The sequence below is a fragment of the Desulfosarcina sp. genome (assembly GCF_046496365.1).
Classification (GTDB): domain Bacteria; phylum Desulfobacterota; class Desulfobacteria; order Desulfobacterales; family Desulfosarcinaceae; genus Desulfosarcina.
Genome location: NZ_JAWOHB010000059.1, coordinates 1 through 13,167 on the forward strand (window position 1 = coordinate 1; position 13,167 = coordinate 13,167).

Annotated in this window: 14 protein-coding genes; 5 read left to right on the forward strand and 9 right to left on the reverse strand. The window is 56.6% G+C overall.

Annotation, left to right across the window (positions count from 1 at the left end):
* From R6V78_RS04920 to uxx1, 8 genes are all read right to left on the reverse strand, one after another.
* The coding region (locus R6V78_RS04920) for an ABC transporter substrate-binding protein (protein WP_410288220.1) at nucleotides 1–1,139 on the reverse strand (1,139 nt) is incomplete at its 3' end.
* 83 nt (nucleotides 1,140–1,222) lie between these two features.
* Entirely contained in the window at nucleotides 1,223–2,317 is a 1,095-nt protein-coding gene (locus tag R6V78_RS04925) for a branched-chain amino acid ABC transporter permease (RefSeq protein WP_410288221.1), read from the reverse strand.
* Nucleotides 2,318–2,320: 3 nt separating this feature from the next.
* Nucleotides 2,321–3,214 (reverse strand): branched-chain amino acid ABC transporter permease, encoded by an 894-nt coding sequence (locus tag R6V78_RS04930; RefSeq protein WP_410288222.1) that lies wholly within the window; start codon nucleotides 3,212–3,214, stop codon nucleotides 2,321–2,323.
* On the reverse strand, nucleotides 3,211–5,139 hold the full coding sequence (locus R6V78_RS04935) for an AMP-binding protein (protein WP_410288223.1): 1,929 nt from the start codon (nucleotides 5,137–5,139) through the stop codon (nucleotides 3,211–3,213). Before R6V78_RS04935 ends, R6V78_RS04930 begins: the two co-directional genes overlap by 4 nt.
* Nucleotides 5,140–5,146: 7 nt before the next feature.
* On the reverse strand, nucleotides 5,147–5,908 hold the full coding sequence (locus tag R6V78_RS04940; RefSeq protein ID WP_410288224.1) for an ABC transporter ATP-binding protein: 762 nt from the start codon (nucleotides 5,906–5,908) through the stop codon (nucleotides 5,147–5,149).
* A 389-nt stretch (nucleotides 5,909–6,297) separates the two neighbouring features.
* The gene (locus R6V78_RS04945) at nucleotides 6,298–7,848 is read right to left on the reverse strand and encodes a PAS domain S-box protein (protein WP_410288225.1); all 1,551 of its coding nucleotides are present in this window, start codon (nucleotides 7,846–7,848) and stop codon (nucleotides 6,298–6,300) included.
* 23 nt (nucleotides 7,849–7,871) lie between these two features.
* Nucleotides 7,872–8,522 (reverse strand): TIGR00730 family Rossman fold protein, encoded by a 651-nt coding sequence (locus R6V78_RS04950; RefSeq protein ID WP_410288226.1) that lies wholly within the window; start codon nucleotides 8,520–8,522, stop codon nucleotides 7,872–7,874.
* 96 nt (nucleotides 8,523–8,618) lie between these two features.
* Nucleotides 8,619–8,837 carry a UXX-star selenoprotein family 1 gene (gene uxx1 / locus R6V78_RS04955; RefSeq protein WP_410288227.1) on the reverse strand — a complete coding sequence of 73 codons (219 nt, stop codon included), beginning with the start codon at nucleotides 8,835–8,837 and terminating at the stop codon, nucleotides 8,619–8,621.
* A gap of 253 nt (nucleotides 8,838–9,090) precedes the next feature.
* Here uxx1 and R6V78_RS04960 point away from each other — a divergent pair, with 253 nt between their 5' ends.
* The 5 genes from R6V78_RS04960 (at nucleotide 9,091) to rsmA (ending at nucleotide 12,929) form a co-directional block, all read left to right on the forward strand.
* Nucleotides 9,091–9,375, forward strand: coding sequence for an HPr family phosphocarrier protein (locus R6V78_RS04960; RefSeq protein ID WP_410288228.1), 285 nt, complete (start codon nucleotides 9,091–9,093; stop codon nucleotides 9,373–9,375).
* 6 nt (nucleotides 9,376–9,381) lie between these two features.
* Nucleotides 9,382–11,160 (forward strand): phosphoenolpyruvate--protein phosphotransferase, encoded by a 1,779-nt coding sequence (ptsP, locus tag R6V78_RS04965; RefSeq protein ID WP_410288229.1) that lies wholly within the window; start codon nucleotides 9,382–9,384, stop codon nucleotides 11,158–11,160.
* 4 nt (nucleotides 11,161–11,164) lie between these two features.
* On the forward strand, nucleotides 11,165–11,626 hold the full coding sequence (gene smpB, locus R6V78_RS04970) for an SsrA-binding protein SmpB (protein WP_410288230.1): 462 nt from the start codon (nucleotides 11,165–11,167) through the stop codon (nucleotides 11,624–11,626).
* Between the two features lie 77 nt (nucleotides 11,627–11,703).
* On the forward strand, nucleotides 11,704–12,222 hold the full coding sequence (locus R6V78_RS04975) for a DUF2062 domain-containing protein (RefSeq protein WP_410288231.1): 519 nt from the start codon (nucleotides 11,704–11,706) through the stop codon (nucleotides 12,220–12,222).
* Nucleotides 12,219–12,929 carry a 16S rRNA (adenine(1518)-N(6)/adenine(1519)-N(6))-dimethyltransferase RsmA gene (gene rsmA / locus R6V78_RS04980; RefSeq protein ID WP_410288232.1) on the forward strand — a complete coding sequence of 237 codons (711 nt, stop codon included), beginning with the start codon at nucleotides 12,219–12,221 and terminating at the stop codon, nucleotides 12,927–12,929. Before R6V78_RS04975 ends, rsmA begins: the two co-directional genes overlap by 4 nt.
* Here rsmA and R6V78_RS04985 read toward each other — a convergent pair.
* Nucleotides 12,877–13,074: a dihydrodipicolinate synthase family protein gene (locus R6V78_RS04985; RefSeq protein WP_410288233.1), complete on the reverse strand. Its 198-nt coding sequence runs from the start codon at nucleotides 13,072–13,074 to the stop codon at nucleotides 12,877–12,879. The two genes, rsmA and R6V78_RS04985, sit on opposite strands and share 53 nt — an antisense overlap.
* Nucleotides 13,075–13,167 lie beyond the last annotated feature (93 nt).

Consider the following 13,167-nt stretch of genomic DNA (forward strand, 5'->3'; position numbering starts at 1 on the left):
ACCCCCATGCGGTCGGTTTCGGAAAAGGTCACCGGCCCGACGGTGGTGAAGGTATCAAAGGCGTTGGCGCCGTTCATGGCCTTGAGGGCTGCGTAGAGATTGGCCCGGTTGACTTCCTTGCCGCTCTCCATTACCCGTCGCGCTGTTTCGGTGACCAGCTGGGCCACCAGGATACCACTGGTGTAGTTATGGGAGTTGGCGGCTTTGTCATCGCGACCGTACTTTTTGGCCAGTTCCAGCTGAAAATCGGTCAAGGGCCCCGCTTCGGTGGTCAAACGATAGGAGGTGGTCCAGAAATAACCCTCCGCAGCCGAACCGGCCAAAGCGATCAGGTCGTTGCCGCCGGTGTAGTGGGCGCCCATGAAGGTGATCTTACCGGGTTCACCGAAAGTCTTGGCCGACATACTCAGTCGTTGGGCGTCGTTGAGCAGCGTGGCCACCGGCGACTGGACGGTCTGGCACAGGACGTACTGGACTCCCTTGCTGGCAAGCCTCTGCAGCAGGGCGCTGTTGTCCAGGTCCTTGCCGTGTTCGACCACCTCGACGAGATCCAGCTTTAATCCGGCGGTGACGGCGGCTTTAAAACCATCCAACGGCGCGCGTCCGAAAGCCGACGGGTGGATAAAAGCGGCCACCTTGGGTACCCCGCCGCCCTTGTGGTTCTTGGCCACGTACTCGGCCACACCGACATACTGGTGGGAATACGAGGCGATGGGCAGGAAAATGTAATTGGACAAACCCACGAGCGACACGTCCATGGAAGCCGGGATCACCGGAATCTGGACCTCGTTGAAATCCTTGGCCAGGGCCTGGTTGGCACCGGTGGCATAGCTGAGGAACAGCACAATTCCCTGATCGAGAAAGTCCTCGAAGTTGCGTTTGGTCACGGCCGTCTCGTACATGTCGTCGCGGATCGATAACTCTACCTTGGCATCGCCGAGAATCTTGGTGTCGTTGACCAGGCGCATGTAGTCTTCCACGCCCTTGGAATACGGGTTGCCGGCATCCGAGGTCGGGCCGGTGATCGCCAGCGACAAACCGATCTTGAAGGTTTCCTCGGCCTGGACCGGAACCGTGAACGCCAGTGCCAGCAACGCCGCCAGCACAACAACCCATAGCCGAAAATGGTTCCTTTTCATTTTTACGCCTCCCTTGTGGTGAGTGGTTAACTTTCTCCGGCGGCGTGGAATCGGATTGCACGCCGTCATTTTTACAGGGCCTTTCAGTAGCGGAACGGCCAAAGTTTGCAATAAGAGCGGCAGATGCGCCACCAGTTGGCGATCCCACGGGGTTCGAACATCAAAAAGAGCACGATCACCAGGCCGAACCCGAGGGGCCGCAGGGCCGTGGCCAGGTTCATGGAGGCCGGCAGAATCGTGCCGGCCCACTCCGAGAGGTGTTCCATCTGCAGCTCGAGGATCTGGATCGCCACCGGTCCCAGGAGGCTGCCGGGCAGGGTCCCCAAACCGCCCACGATGGCCATGGCCAGGTAGATGATCGAGTGGTGCAGGGTGAACGACTCGAAGCCGGCCCCTCGAAACATGTAGGTGTGCAGGGCCCCGGCGACTCCGGCGAAAAATCCCGCCAGGGCGAAGGCGTACACCTTGGTCAGGCCCGGGTGCATCCCCATGGCGTCCGCGGCCCGGTCGTTGTCGCGCACCGCCACCAGACAGCGTCCGTAGCGGGTGCGCAGCAGGTTGCGCACCCCCAGACCGCAGATTACTGCGGTGACCAGGATCACGTAGTACCAGAAAAGATAGTGCTCGTTGCGCCCCACCTGACCGTTGATCCAGAAGACGCGATCCACCGCGATCATCTGGCCCTGGTTGAAGAAGGTCATGAAGCTGATCGTCCACGTAAAAATCATCTGAAACGACAAGGTGGCGATGGCCAGGTAAAGGTGCTTGAGGCGCATGGCCGGCAGCCCCACGAAGGCCCCGAATAGCGCTCCCACGCAACCGGAAATCAGGATCATCAGCGGCCAGGCATGGGTGATCAGCACATGGCTTTCGCCGATGGATCGGGCCGTTCCGGCCAGGGTGTAGGCCCCGATGCCCACGAAGGCGGCGTGCCCGATGGAGATCAGGCCGGCAAACCCGGTCACCAGGTTCAGGCCGTAGACGGCCACGACGGCGATCAGGATGTTGTTGATCACCAGCATGTTCCTGTTGCTGGTCGAGATAAAAAGAGGCCAGGCGAAGAGGCTTATCAGGAAAAGGCTAAAGAGCAGGCGGTCGAGATGGGTCCTGAAAATGCGCTGCTCCTCCCGGTAGGTGGTGTAAAAATTCCCTGTATCGAACCATCGGTTGGTGGACATGGTTTAAACTCGCTCGATTTCATGGGTCCCGAACAGGCCGTGGGGCTTGAACAGGAGAATGATCAAAAGGATGATATAGGGCAGCACATCAGCCGTGCCGTTGAGCCCCCAGTTGCCGTCCAAATACCCTGCGGCGAACTGCTGGATCAGGCCCATGATGATCCCGGCCACGACCGCCCCGATGATGGAGTCCAGCCCCCCCAGGATGACCACCGGAAACACCGTGATGCCGAAGGCGCGCAACGTCTCGAAGTTAAGTCCGGTGATATTGCCGATGATGGCCCCTGCGGCGGCCGCGCTCAGACCGGCCATGGCCCAGGCCAGACCGAAGACCCGCGGGATCGATATCCCCACGCTCATGGAGGCCAGCTGGTCGTCGGACACCGCCCGCATACTGATGCCCAGGGTTGCGCTCTTGAAGAACCACGAAAAGGTCCCTATCAGTATTACGGTGATGACGACCCCCACCATCTGGGTCCAGGAGATCGAGACCCCCCCCAGGCTGATGGGGGTGGACGGTAAGAACTCGGGAAAAGAGTAGTTCATCGATCCGAAGGGCGTCAGGTAGATGAGGCCGTCCAGAATCGACATCAAACCGATGGTCACCATGATCACTGAGATGATGGGTTCACCGATGAGCCGCCGCAGAAACACCCGCTCTACACTCATGGCAAGAAAGAAGGTGATCACCATGCTGGCCATGAAGGAGATGATGATGGGAATTCCGGCCCATACGGTGAGGGCATAGACGATAAAGGCCCCGGCGGCGATGATTTGGCCGTGGGCGATGTTCAGCACCCGGCTGGATTTATAGATCAGGACGAACCCGAGGGCCGAGAGGGCATAAATGGACCCGACCACGATTCCGCTGACCACCAGTTGAAAAAAATAGCTCATCGGTCGCCTTCCATGGTGTAGAACCTGATTGAAGTCTCGACGGTGGCGGTCTGCCCGTCCTGGTACTGGAACAGGGCGTTTACCGTCTTTTCCGAAACCGATTCGTCATACAGCGCTTCGTAGAGGTTCTGATATTTTTCCTTGACGAACTTGCGCCGGATCTTGCCGGTTTTGGTCAGTTCGCCGTCGTCCGTGTCCAGCAGCTTGTAGAGGATGGCGAACCGTTTGATGCGGAAATGGTTTTTTTCCGCCCGACTGTTGATGGATTTCACCTGCTCACAGATCAGGTCGGCCACTTCCGGTTTGGCCGAAAGGTCCATGTAGGTGCTGAATGAGATGGCCCGGTCTTCGGCCCATTTACCCACGACGACCGGGTCGATGTTGATCAGGGCGGCCACGAATTCCCGCTGGTCGCCGAAGATGACGGCCTCTTTGATGTAGGGGCTGAACTTGAGCCGGTTTTCCAGAAACATGGGGCTGAACATCTCTCCATGGCGGTTATGCATGACGTCGGCAACCCGGTCGATGACCACCAGGTGGCCGTTTTCATCGATGTAGCCGGCATCCCCAGAGTGCAGCCAACCGTCTTCCAGCAGTTCCTCGGTTTTATCCGGAAGCTTGAAATAGCCAGGGGTCACCGACGCCGAGCGCGAGAGAATCTCGCCGGTCTCGGAGATCTTGCATTCCGTTCCCGGCAGGGGCTTGCCCACGGTATCCGGCCGTACGTCGCCGTCCCGGTGCATGTAGGCGATGCCGGTGATTTCCGTCTGGCCGTAGATCTGCTTCAGGTTGACGCCGATGGCCTGGTAAAAGGTGAACAGCTCCGGCCCCAGGGCGGCACCGCCCGTGTAGGCCCGCCGTAGGCGCATCAGGCCGATCTGGTTGATCAGGGGCCGGAACATCATCTGGGTTCCCAGCCAGGACTTGATGCGCAGCCCCATTGGCATGGGGCTTCCGGTCATCCGGTAGCGGGCCGCCCGCTCGCCGACCTGGATGAAGTAGTCGTATAATTTTTTGTTGAGCCAGTAGGACTCGTCGATTTTGAGCCAGATCTGAGAACGGATGGCTTCGTATATCCGCGGGGCGCCGAACATGAAGTGGGGACCGATCTCCTTCAAATCCTCCATGGCGGTTTCCACGGATTCGGGAAAATTGATGGTGATGCCGGTTGCCATGGCTACGCCAAACGAGTTCATCTGCTCGCCGATCCAGGCAAAAGGTAGAAAAGAGAGGTATTCATCCGTGGGTTCCAGCGGGTCGACCTTGGTGATCTGGACGCCCATGTTGATGTAATTGCGGTGGGTCATCATGGCTCCCTTGGGCAATCCGGTGGTGCCCGAGGTGAGACACAAATGGCAGGGATCGTCGGGAGTGCCCTGGTCCACCAACGCTTCGAAGCGGTCGGGGTCTTTCTGGTGGGCCGTATCACCCAAGGCGTAAATGGCCTCGATGTTCATGAACCATGGATCGCGCTGGTAGCTGCGCATGCCCCGTGGATCTTCAAAAATGACTTTTTTTACGCCTGGAATCCGGTCGCGGACTTCAACCAGTTTGTCCACCTGTTCCTGGTCATTGCAAAACACCGCGGATACCTCAAGGTAGTTGAGGATGTCGGCGATTTCATCGGGCAGGCTGGTCTGATAGATCCCGGCGGAGATGCCGCCCAGCGCATGGGTGCCGATGGCCACAAAGAGCAGTTCGGGGATGTTGTCGCCGATCAGGGCCACCTTGTCGTCGCGTTGCAGGCCGATCTGGTCCAATCCCAGAGCGGTTTTGCGAACCAGCGCGTAATATTGCTCCCAGGTGTAGACGTTCCAGTGGCCAAAATCCTTTTCCCGCAGGGCCACCTTTTTCGGTGTGGTGTTGACCCGCCAGCGCAGCAGTTGGGGAATGGTGTATTGGAGCAGGTGGTCCTTGTCTTCCATGGGCTGATCAATCTTCTCCGATGTAGGCTTCGACGACTTTCTTGTTTCGGGCCACTTCGGCTGGATTTCCGGACCCGATGAGTTCACCGAAGTCCAGCACGTAAATATGGTCAGAGATGTCCATCACGACGCCCAGATCATGCTCCACAAGAATGATGGTGGTTTCCCGTTCCTTCTGGATGTCGATAATAAAGCGGACCATGTCTTCCTTTTCTTCGATATTCATGCCGGCCATGGGCTCGTCCAGGAGGAGAATGGTCGGGTCCAGGGTTAATGCCCGGGCCACTTCCACCCGTTTCTGGACGCCGTAACTCAGCGAGCCAACCATGCGTTTGCGGTAGGGTTCCAATTCCATGAAATCGACGACATCCTCCACATACCCCCGGTTTTCCGCTTCCACCCGGGAGGTCTTGCCGAAGTAGACCAGGGCGTGCAGGAAGCTGTACTTGAGTTTCTGGTGGCGGGCCAACATCAGATTGTCCAGCACGGTCATGCCTCTGAACAGCTCCAGGTTCTGAAAGGCCCGGGCAATGCCCAGGCTGGAGACTTTATGGGGCGAGGCGTGGGTCAAGCGACGGTCGCCATACTTTATCTCACCGCTGGTGGGGTGGTAGAACCCGGAGATGCAATTCAGCAGGCTGGTTTTGCCGGCTCCGTTGGGTCCGATGACGGAGCTGATCAGCCCGGGTTCGAAACGCATGTCAACGTTGGTCAGGGCATTGATTCCACCGAAGGTCAGGGTCACGTCGGCAATGGTCAGAGGATTCATAATTTCAGCAGTCAGTTCGGGTTGCTTCCGTATGCGTGGCTGAAGGTCAAGGCCGCTTCGGGTGATTTCATGCGTGGGCGCAATGGGCTGATAATTTCCATGGCGTCGATACTTATTTATACATGAAATAAAAACTGAATTTCATTCATAAAATTTTTTATATCTTATGCAAGATCAATCCTGACAAGTCAAGGGAAAATCTCACAAAACGGTCAAGATGTTGTTTGGCGCTGATTATACTCGGTAATCAAAAAATCATGGCCATCTGAAGGAATGCATGCTGGAGAATTTCCAGTCTGTTGTCTCAGCAATCTTAGCGCTAATCTACCACTTGATCCCCGGTTGATGTCAAGTTGATAAAACAGCAGGTAAATAGTGGGTTGAAACCACTATTCTTCATAGGATAAAAGGTGGGTTCTGAGATTGATCTTCTTGTTTTTCAAGTTCAGTTTGGTCCGAATGTGGTGGCGGTGAAAGAGCACCGTGTTTTTTGATATTAAAAGCAGTTCGGCAATTTCCTTGTTCGTTTTGCCCTCCTTGATCAGGTTGGCCACCCGGATTTCGGTCGGCGTGAAATTGAGGTAGCGTGAAGAGATCCTGCTGATAAACGGTGAAATGATATTGTCCAGGTTGGACTGAAGGATTTCCATCAAGGTCGCCTGGTGCGGTTCCAGTCGTCCCCGCTTCAGGCGCACCAGGTAAGGTGAAACCAGCTCTTTGACATTGGACATGACATTCTCCTGAACCTCGCGTTTGTCTTCTTCGCGTTTTTTGAGAAGCACCCGCAGCGCCGTATTGACCTCCTCCAGGTGGTTGGATTGAGCCCTCAGGGCTGCTTCCGCGCGTTGGCGTTCATCGACCTGCTGCTTCAGTCGACGGTTGGCGTCGGCCAGTTCCGCGGTGCGTTCCTGGACTAGCTCCTCCAGCTGACCGTGATACTGCTGCAGCGCCTCCTCCGCTCGCTTACGGGCACTGATATCTCTCAGGGTCACGATATTTCCGGTGGGGCGATCGTTATGATCATAAAACAGGGTCGAGCTGATCTGGACGTCCAGGACCTGCCCATTTCTGGCCAGTCGTTTGGTTTCGAACATGGTGATCTTTCGTCCGCTGAGCATGCGATCGATGGCGGCCTTGGTCTCCGGCCAGGAGGCTGCCGGCACAAAATCGATCTGTTTGCCCAGTAGTTCATGGCGGGAAAATCCGAAGGTCTGTTCAAAGGCGGGATTGACATAGGTGGCCTCGCCCCGCATGTCATAGACGACAATGGGATCGGGGGAGGACTCCAAAAACGAGCGGTAACGCTGTTCGTTCTCCCGAATGCGGGCCTCGGCTTTTTTACGCTCGGCCAGTTCGCTGGTGACTTTGCTGTACAGGGTCGCCTTTTCCAGCGCCAGCAGCACCAGGGCTGCAAAGCGCTCCAGCACGGTGACATCTTCATAATCGAATTGTTTTTCGGGATCAACATGAGCAAGTCCGATAACCCCTTGCACCTGACGATCCGATTTCAACGGTATGCCCACGATGCCGCGCAGGCCGTCAAGTGATGGATCGTCCAGCCGCCCCGGCCAATTGCTGTAGTCGGCGACGAGAACGGTTGCCTCCGCCTGCCAGACGCGACCGCCTATGCCTTCACCCATCCGGACGGATCGGCCCAGCTGTCCCGTAAAAAAGCCTTTGCCGACACGCATCTGCATTACGTTCGATTTGGGCTCCAGCAGGTAGATGTAGCCGTGCTCGGTGCCGGTCAGGTCGGCGGCCCGCTCGATGATCGTCTCCAGCAGCTCCTCTTTGTCGATTTTATCCAGCAGGCCCAGCGCCGTTTCGTGGAGGGCTCGCAGCGACGCATTCTGGCGCTGGACTGTCTGGTCGACAGTGGCCGTGGAGATAACCCCGGACGGTGGCGTGTGCGAGGGGACAACAGTGATAGCGGGAGGCATGGCATTATCCTTGGGCGGTTATTTCAGATGACGAGGATTTTTCGAACCGTGTGCACAATTTCCTCTGGGTCATCCAGCACCTTAACGATGTCCATGTCTTTTGGGGAAATGAGCGACTGGGCCAGCAGTTGTTCGCGGATCCACGCCAAAAGCCCGTTCCAGTAATCGGATCCCACCATGATGATGGGGAAAGGCCGAATTCGCCGGGTCTGCACCAGGGTTATGACTTCGAACAGTTCATCCAGGGTCCCGAAGCCGCCGGGCATGACGACGTAAGCGGCGGCATATTTGATGAACATGACCTTGCGGATGAAAAAATACTTGAATTCCATCTGGAGCGTTGCATAGGAATTGGGTTTTTGCTCGAAGGGCAATTTGATGTTAAGACCCACCGATGTGCCGCCGGCCTCGGCGGCGCCCTTGTTGGCCGCTTCCATGATCCCGCCGCCACCGCCGGTGATCACCCCGAACCCGTTCTTGACAAAAAGGGCGGCGATGGTTTCCGCTTTTGTGTATTGGGCGTCGCCGGATCGTGTGCGCGCGGAACCAAAAATGGTGACTGCAGGGCCTAAGTCGTGCAGCCCCTCCACGCCTTCCACAAATTCACCCATGATTTTAAAAAGACGCCAGGATTCCCCCAATTTGAGATCGTCGATTAAAAACTGCTTCTCCATCCAGATCCTCTTGCGTGTTTTTCCCAGTCGAGACAGGTTTCCGCATCAGTTCATTGTTCATTGCGGGGCAGCATCCAGCCGCCGGATTCAGACGGTTCACCCTTTGCCCTGGTAGCCCACCGTAACCAGGCCATTGTCCACAATCACCGGTATTTTCCGGCGGCCGCCGGAGAGCGCCAGCATTTTTTCCATGGCCTGGGGATCATCGACAACGCTGAGGTATTCGACCGGGCGGCTGTTTTTTGCGTAGGCCTCACGGGCCGCGGTGGTATGGGGTCAAGCGTTTTTGCCGAAGATGGTCACTGTTGTGGTCACAGGCGTCTCCCATGGATTCAGATTTGTGCGTCAGTCGCTTATAGGATGTGGATCATGCTTGATTTTATTAATAATCAGCATATCCTCCCGAGCAAATATTGTCAATGTTTACGCATTGACATCAGTTACGGCGATTGATAGATAAATCAGGTTCTAATAAAGGGTTTATCCCCTTTTTTTGTTTATGGATTGCCTGGGATGGCCGGTTGGGCCGCCCCGCCGTCAGCGCACAAACTCGGGCGCGGCGGCAGAATTGTTGGATACAATGCGTCAAGCCCGGTCCATAACGCTTAAGATCGTCAATGATCTTGGTCTGCATGCCCGATCGGCGGCCAAGCTGGCCAAACTGGCTGCAGAGGCCAAGGGGGGGGTATGGATCATGAAAAACGGCAACACGGCGGATGCCACGTCCCTGCTGGATATCCTGACGCTGGCCTGCCCCAAGGGCACCGAAATCACGGTCAGCATTGACGATCACAAGGATTTGGATACCCTGGAGCATATCGCGGCGCTGATACGTTCCGGGTTTGGAGAATAATCGTTCATGGAAGATCAGGAAGTCAAGGAAACCATCCTCAAAGGTATCGGTGGTTCTCCCGGAATATGTATCGGCAAGGCTTACCTCCTGGATAAAGAGGGGGTGGATGTCGTTAAAAAGTACGTTGTGCAGGAAGCATCGCTGTCCGCCGAAGTGGGCCGTTTCAGGACTGCAGTGAAAAAGGCCCGCGAAGCGATGCGGCGGATCATCGACACCACCCCTGATGAATTTCGCCAGCATGCCCAGATTATAGAGACCCACATGCTGCTCCTGGAAGACAAGATGCTCTATGATCGGACCATCGAGGTAATCGAAAAGGAGCGTGTCAACGCCGAGTGGGCGCTTAAAAAAGTGGTGTCCCTGGTCAAGCCCATGTTCGAAAACATGTCCGATGACTACCTCCGGCAGCGGGCCGAGGATATCACCCATGTATCGGACCGCATCATGGAAAACCTGGTTGGAGCGGATCAGGTGGATATTGCCCGCATCGACAAGCGGGTGATCCTGGTGGCGCGGGATCTGTCTCCGGCAGAGACCAGCCAGATCCAGTTGGAACGGATCAAAGGGTTTGTCACCAACCGCGGCGGCCGCGCTTCCCACACCAGTATAATTGCCCGGACGCTTGAAATTCCAGCAGTTTTAGGGGTGGGCAACGCCACGTTGATGATCAAAAACGACGACATCCTTATCGTGGACGGCAAGACCGGCATCGTCGTGGTCAACCCCACGGAACACACCCTGCTGGAGACCGAAGAGCGACGCGAGCAATACGAAATTCAAAAGGCACTGATGGCCAGAAAAAGCCATCTGCCCGCCCGGACCAAAGACGGTGTCCGGATTTCGGTTATGGGCAACATCGAACTCCCTGAAGAGGTCGTTTCCGTGCTTGATTACGGCGGCGACGGCATCGGTCTTTACCGAACTGAATTTCAGTATCTCAGCCGGCCGGACTTTCCAGACGAAGAGATGTTGTACGAGAATTACAAGGATGTGATCGACGTCATGGGCGAACACCCGGTCACCATTCGCACCCTGGACATCAACGGGGATAAAGCGGTGAACTTTATCCGCGACAGTTATGAATTGAATCCGGCCCTGGGGCTTCGGGCCATCCGCTATTGCCTCAAGAAACCCGAAATTTTTAAAACGCAGCTTCGCGCTATCTTGAGAGCTGCGGCCTGCGGCAATGTCCGTATTCTCATTCCCATGATTTCCGGGATCGAAGAGGTTGAACAGGTTATCGGTCTGCTGGACGAGGCTGCCCGGTGCCTTGAACAGCAGGGCGTAGCCCACAACCGGAAAGTACCCTTGGGAATTATGATTGAAGTGCCATCGGCGGTCGTCACTGCCGATATCCTGGCTGAAAAAGTTGATTTTTTCAGCATCGGCACCAATGATCTGATCCAGTATACCCTGGCCATCGATCGGGGCAACCGGCATGTGGCTCACCTTCACCAGCCGTTGCATCCGGCAATTTTGCGGATGGTCAAGCGGACCTGCGATGTGAGCAGAGAAAAAGGCATCCAAACCTATATGTGCGGCGAAATGGCCGGAGAACCCCTTTTTGCACCCCTTTTGCTGGGTCTGGGCGTAGATGAACTGAGCATGAACCCCCAGGCCATCCCCCGGGTGAAGAACGCCATCCGGTCAATCAATATGGCCGAGGTTCGCGGCTTCATGGATGAAGCGATGCGCATGACCACCCCTGATGCGGTTCAGGCGTTGTTGGAGCAAACCTTCGGCGAAGTGGTCTCGAGGATCGAGCCCGAACAACAGGAGCGTTGACCCCTTGGAAAACAATTCAATCAAAGTGGTTGCCGAAAACCGCAAGGCCCGGCACGATTACATAATCGAAGATAAATATGAGGCCGGAATCGTGCTGGCGGGCACTGAGGTCAAATCCTTGCGCATGGGCAAGGCCAACCTGAAAGATGCTTACGCGCGCATAAAAAACGGGGAGGTTTTCGTCTACCAGATGCACATCGGGGTCTATCCGTTCGCCTATTACGACAACCATGATCCCCTGCGTTCCAGAAAACTGCTGCTGCACAGGCACGAAATAAGAAAGCTTTACGGCAAGGTCAATGAAAAGGGGTACTCGCTCATACCCTTGAGACTCTATTTCAAGGCCGGCAAGGCCAAACTCAGCCTGGCCCTGGCCAGGGGGAAGCAAAGCCACGACAAACGCGACACCATTCGGCGACGAGACCAGAAGCGTGAGTTGGACCGGGAGCGAAAAAACAACCGATGATAACGGAAGCAGGACCATTCCCGCCCCTTCCGACCGGGGTGCTGAGGGCCATACATGCAGGGACGGTTGACGGAACCATGAAGGCAGCGCGCATCCGCCACAAGAAGAAGCCACCTGTTTTTACGGGTCCCAGGGAACGATTCAGCCAGATGCTGGTCCGCATGCGTCAACTGGAGGGCGACCCCCACTATGTTGGCCTGGGCATGGCAGTGGGCGTCTTCGTCTCCATTACCCCCATCATTCCCCTGCAGACTGTCGTCGCCATCGCTTTCGCTTTTCTGCTTCGAGGGAGTAAATCAGCAGCTGTTTTGGGCACATGGCTGAGCAATCCGCTTACCATCCCCCTGGTATATTACGCCAATTACAAGCTGGGGTGTGTATTGCTGGGGTATGAGAAAACCCTCGACAGCATCACGTTTAACTCATTTTCTCAGCTGATGGAATTGGGTCTGGACGTCACCTGGGCCATGGTCGTCGGCGGTGTGGTCATCGGGGCGATATTGGGAGCGGCGGCCTATTTTATTACCCTGCGCGTGTTTATCTCCATCCGGCGCCGGACCCGGCAGGCCGGCAACGATTCAGGCGCAACCCAATGACATCCCCGCGGGCGCTGCTGACCGCCTGGAATATCCAGGCCAAGAAACAGCTGGGGCAGAATTTTCTCAACGACCCGAACGTGGCCCGTGCCATCGTGAGCAAAGCGTGCATCGGCGGTGACGATATCGTTCTGGAAATAGGCCCCGGTCTGGGGGCCATCAGTGTGCCGGCGGCCAAAGTTGCCAAGCGGTTGATCGCCGTGGACAAGGATGGACGCATCATCGGCCTGCTCAGGGCGGAACTTCTGGCTGCCGGTATCGATAATGTCGAAATTCGGGAAGCGGATATCCTGCGGGTTGACCTGGAATCGATTGCTTGTGAGGTCGGCCGGGCGCTGGTGATTCTGGGCAACCTGCCTTACAATATTTCATCCCAGGTCATTGTCCAGCTGATCCATGCCAGGCACCGGATCGACCGGGCTGTGCTCATGCTCCAGAAAGAGATGGCCCAGCGGATCTGTGCCGGCCCCGGATCCAAAGATTACGGCAGGCTGTCCGTCATGCTGGGGTATTGTGCCGATACGCAGGTGCTGATGCAGGTGCGGGCCGCCCTGTTTTTCCCATCCCCCAAGGTGGATTCAACGGTGGTGGGCATCCGTTTTGCCGGCTCCCCGCCCTTTCCCGCCCAGGATGAAGCCCTTCTTTTTCGCGTGATCAAGGCGGCCTTCGGCAAACGCAGAAAAACCCTAAAACGAACTCGCCCGTAGTCCCCACCGGCACGACACCGTCCACATGCGGCAAAACGTAGCGGATGACCTGTCGCAGGGCGGATTCATCCACTCCTTCATCCTTGGTCGAAGGGGTTACCAGCGCCGGGAAGATGCCCTTGAACCAGTCTGGTCTCTTGTTCATTTCCGTTCTCCTGGCCGGCTGTACGTTTCGACAAAGCGCGCAAACGAGCGGTCATAGGACCGCTCCACCTCCGACGGAAAGACACAGCCCGGC

Excerpts from the sequence above, each read along its gene's own strand:
- R6V78_RS04925 (WP_410288221.1), bottom strand. The coding sequence starts at position 2,317 with ATGTCCACCAACCGATGGTTCGATACAGGGAATTTTTACACCACCTAC.
- R6V78_RS04930 (WP_410288222.1), bottom strand. The coding sequence starts at position 3,214 with ATGAGCTATTTTTTTCAACTGGTGGTCAGCGGAATCGTGGTCGGGTCC.
- R6V78_RS04935 (WP_410288223.1), bottom strand. The coding sequence starts at position 5,139 with ATGGAAGACAAGGACCACCTGCTCCAATACACCATTCCCCAACTGCTG.
- R6V78_RS04940 (WP_410288224.1), bottom strand. The coding sequence starts at position 5,908 with ATGAATCCTCTGACCATTGCCGACGTGACCCTGACCTTCGGTGGAATC.
- R6V78_RS04945 (WP_410288225.1), bottom strand. The coding sequence starts at position 7,848 with ATGCCTCCCGCTATCACTGTTGTCCCCTCGCACACGCCACCGTCCGGG.
- R6V78_RS04950 (WP_410288226.1), bottom strand. The coding sequence starts at position 8,522 with ATGGAGAAGCAGTTTTTAATCGACGATCTCAAATTGGGGGAATCCTGG.
- ptsP (WP_410288229.1), top strand. The coding sequence starts at position 9,382 with ATGGAAGATCAGGAAGTCAAGGAAACCATCCTCAAAGGTATCGGTGGT.
- R6V78_RS04975 (WP_410288231.1), top strand. The coding sequence starts at position 11,704 with ATGAAGGCAGCGCGCATCCGCCACAAGAAGAAGCCACCTGTTTTTACG.
- rsmA (WP_410288232.1), top strand. The coding sequence starts at position 12,219 with ATGACATCCCCGCGGGCGCTGCTGACCGCCTGGAATATCCAGGCCAAG.
- R6V78_RS04985 (WP_410288233.1), bottom strand. The coding sequence starts at position 13,074 with ATGAACAAGAGACCAGACTGGTTCAAGGGCATCTTCCCGGCGCTGGTA.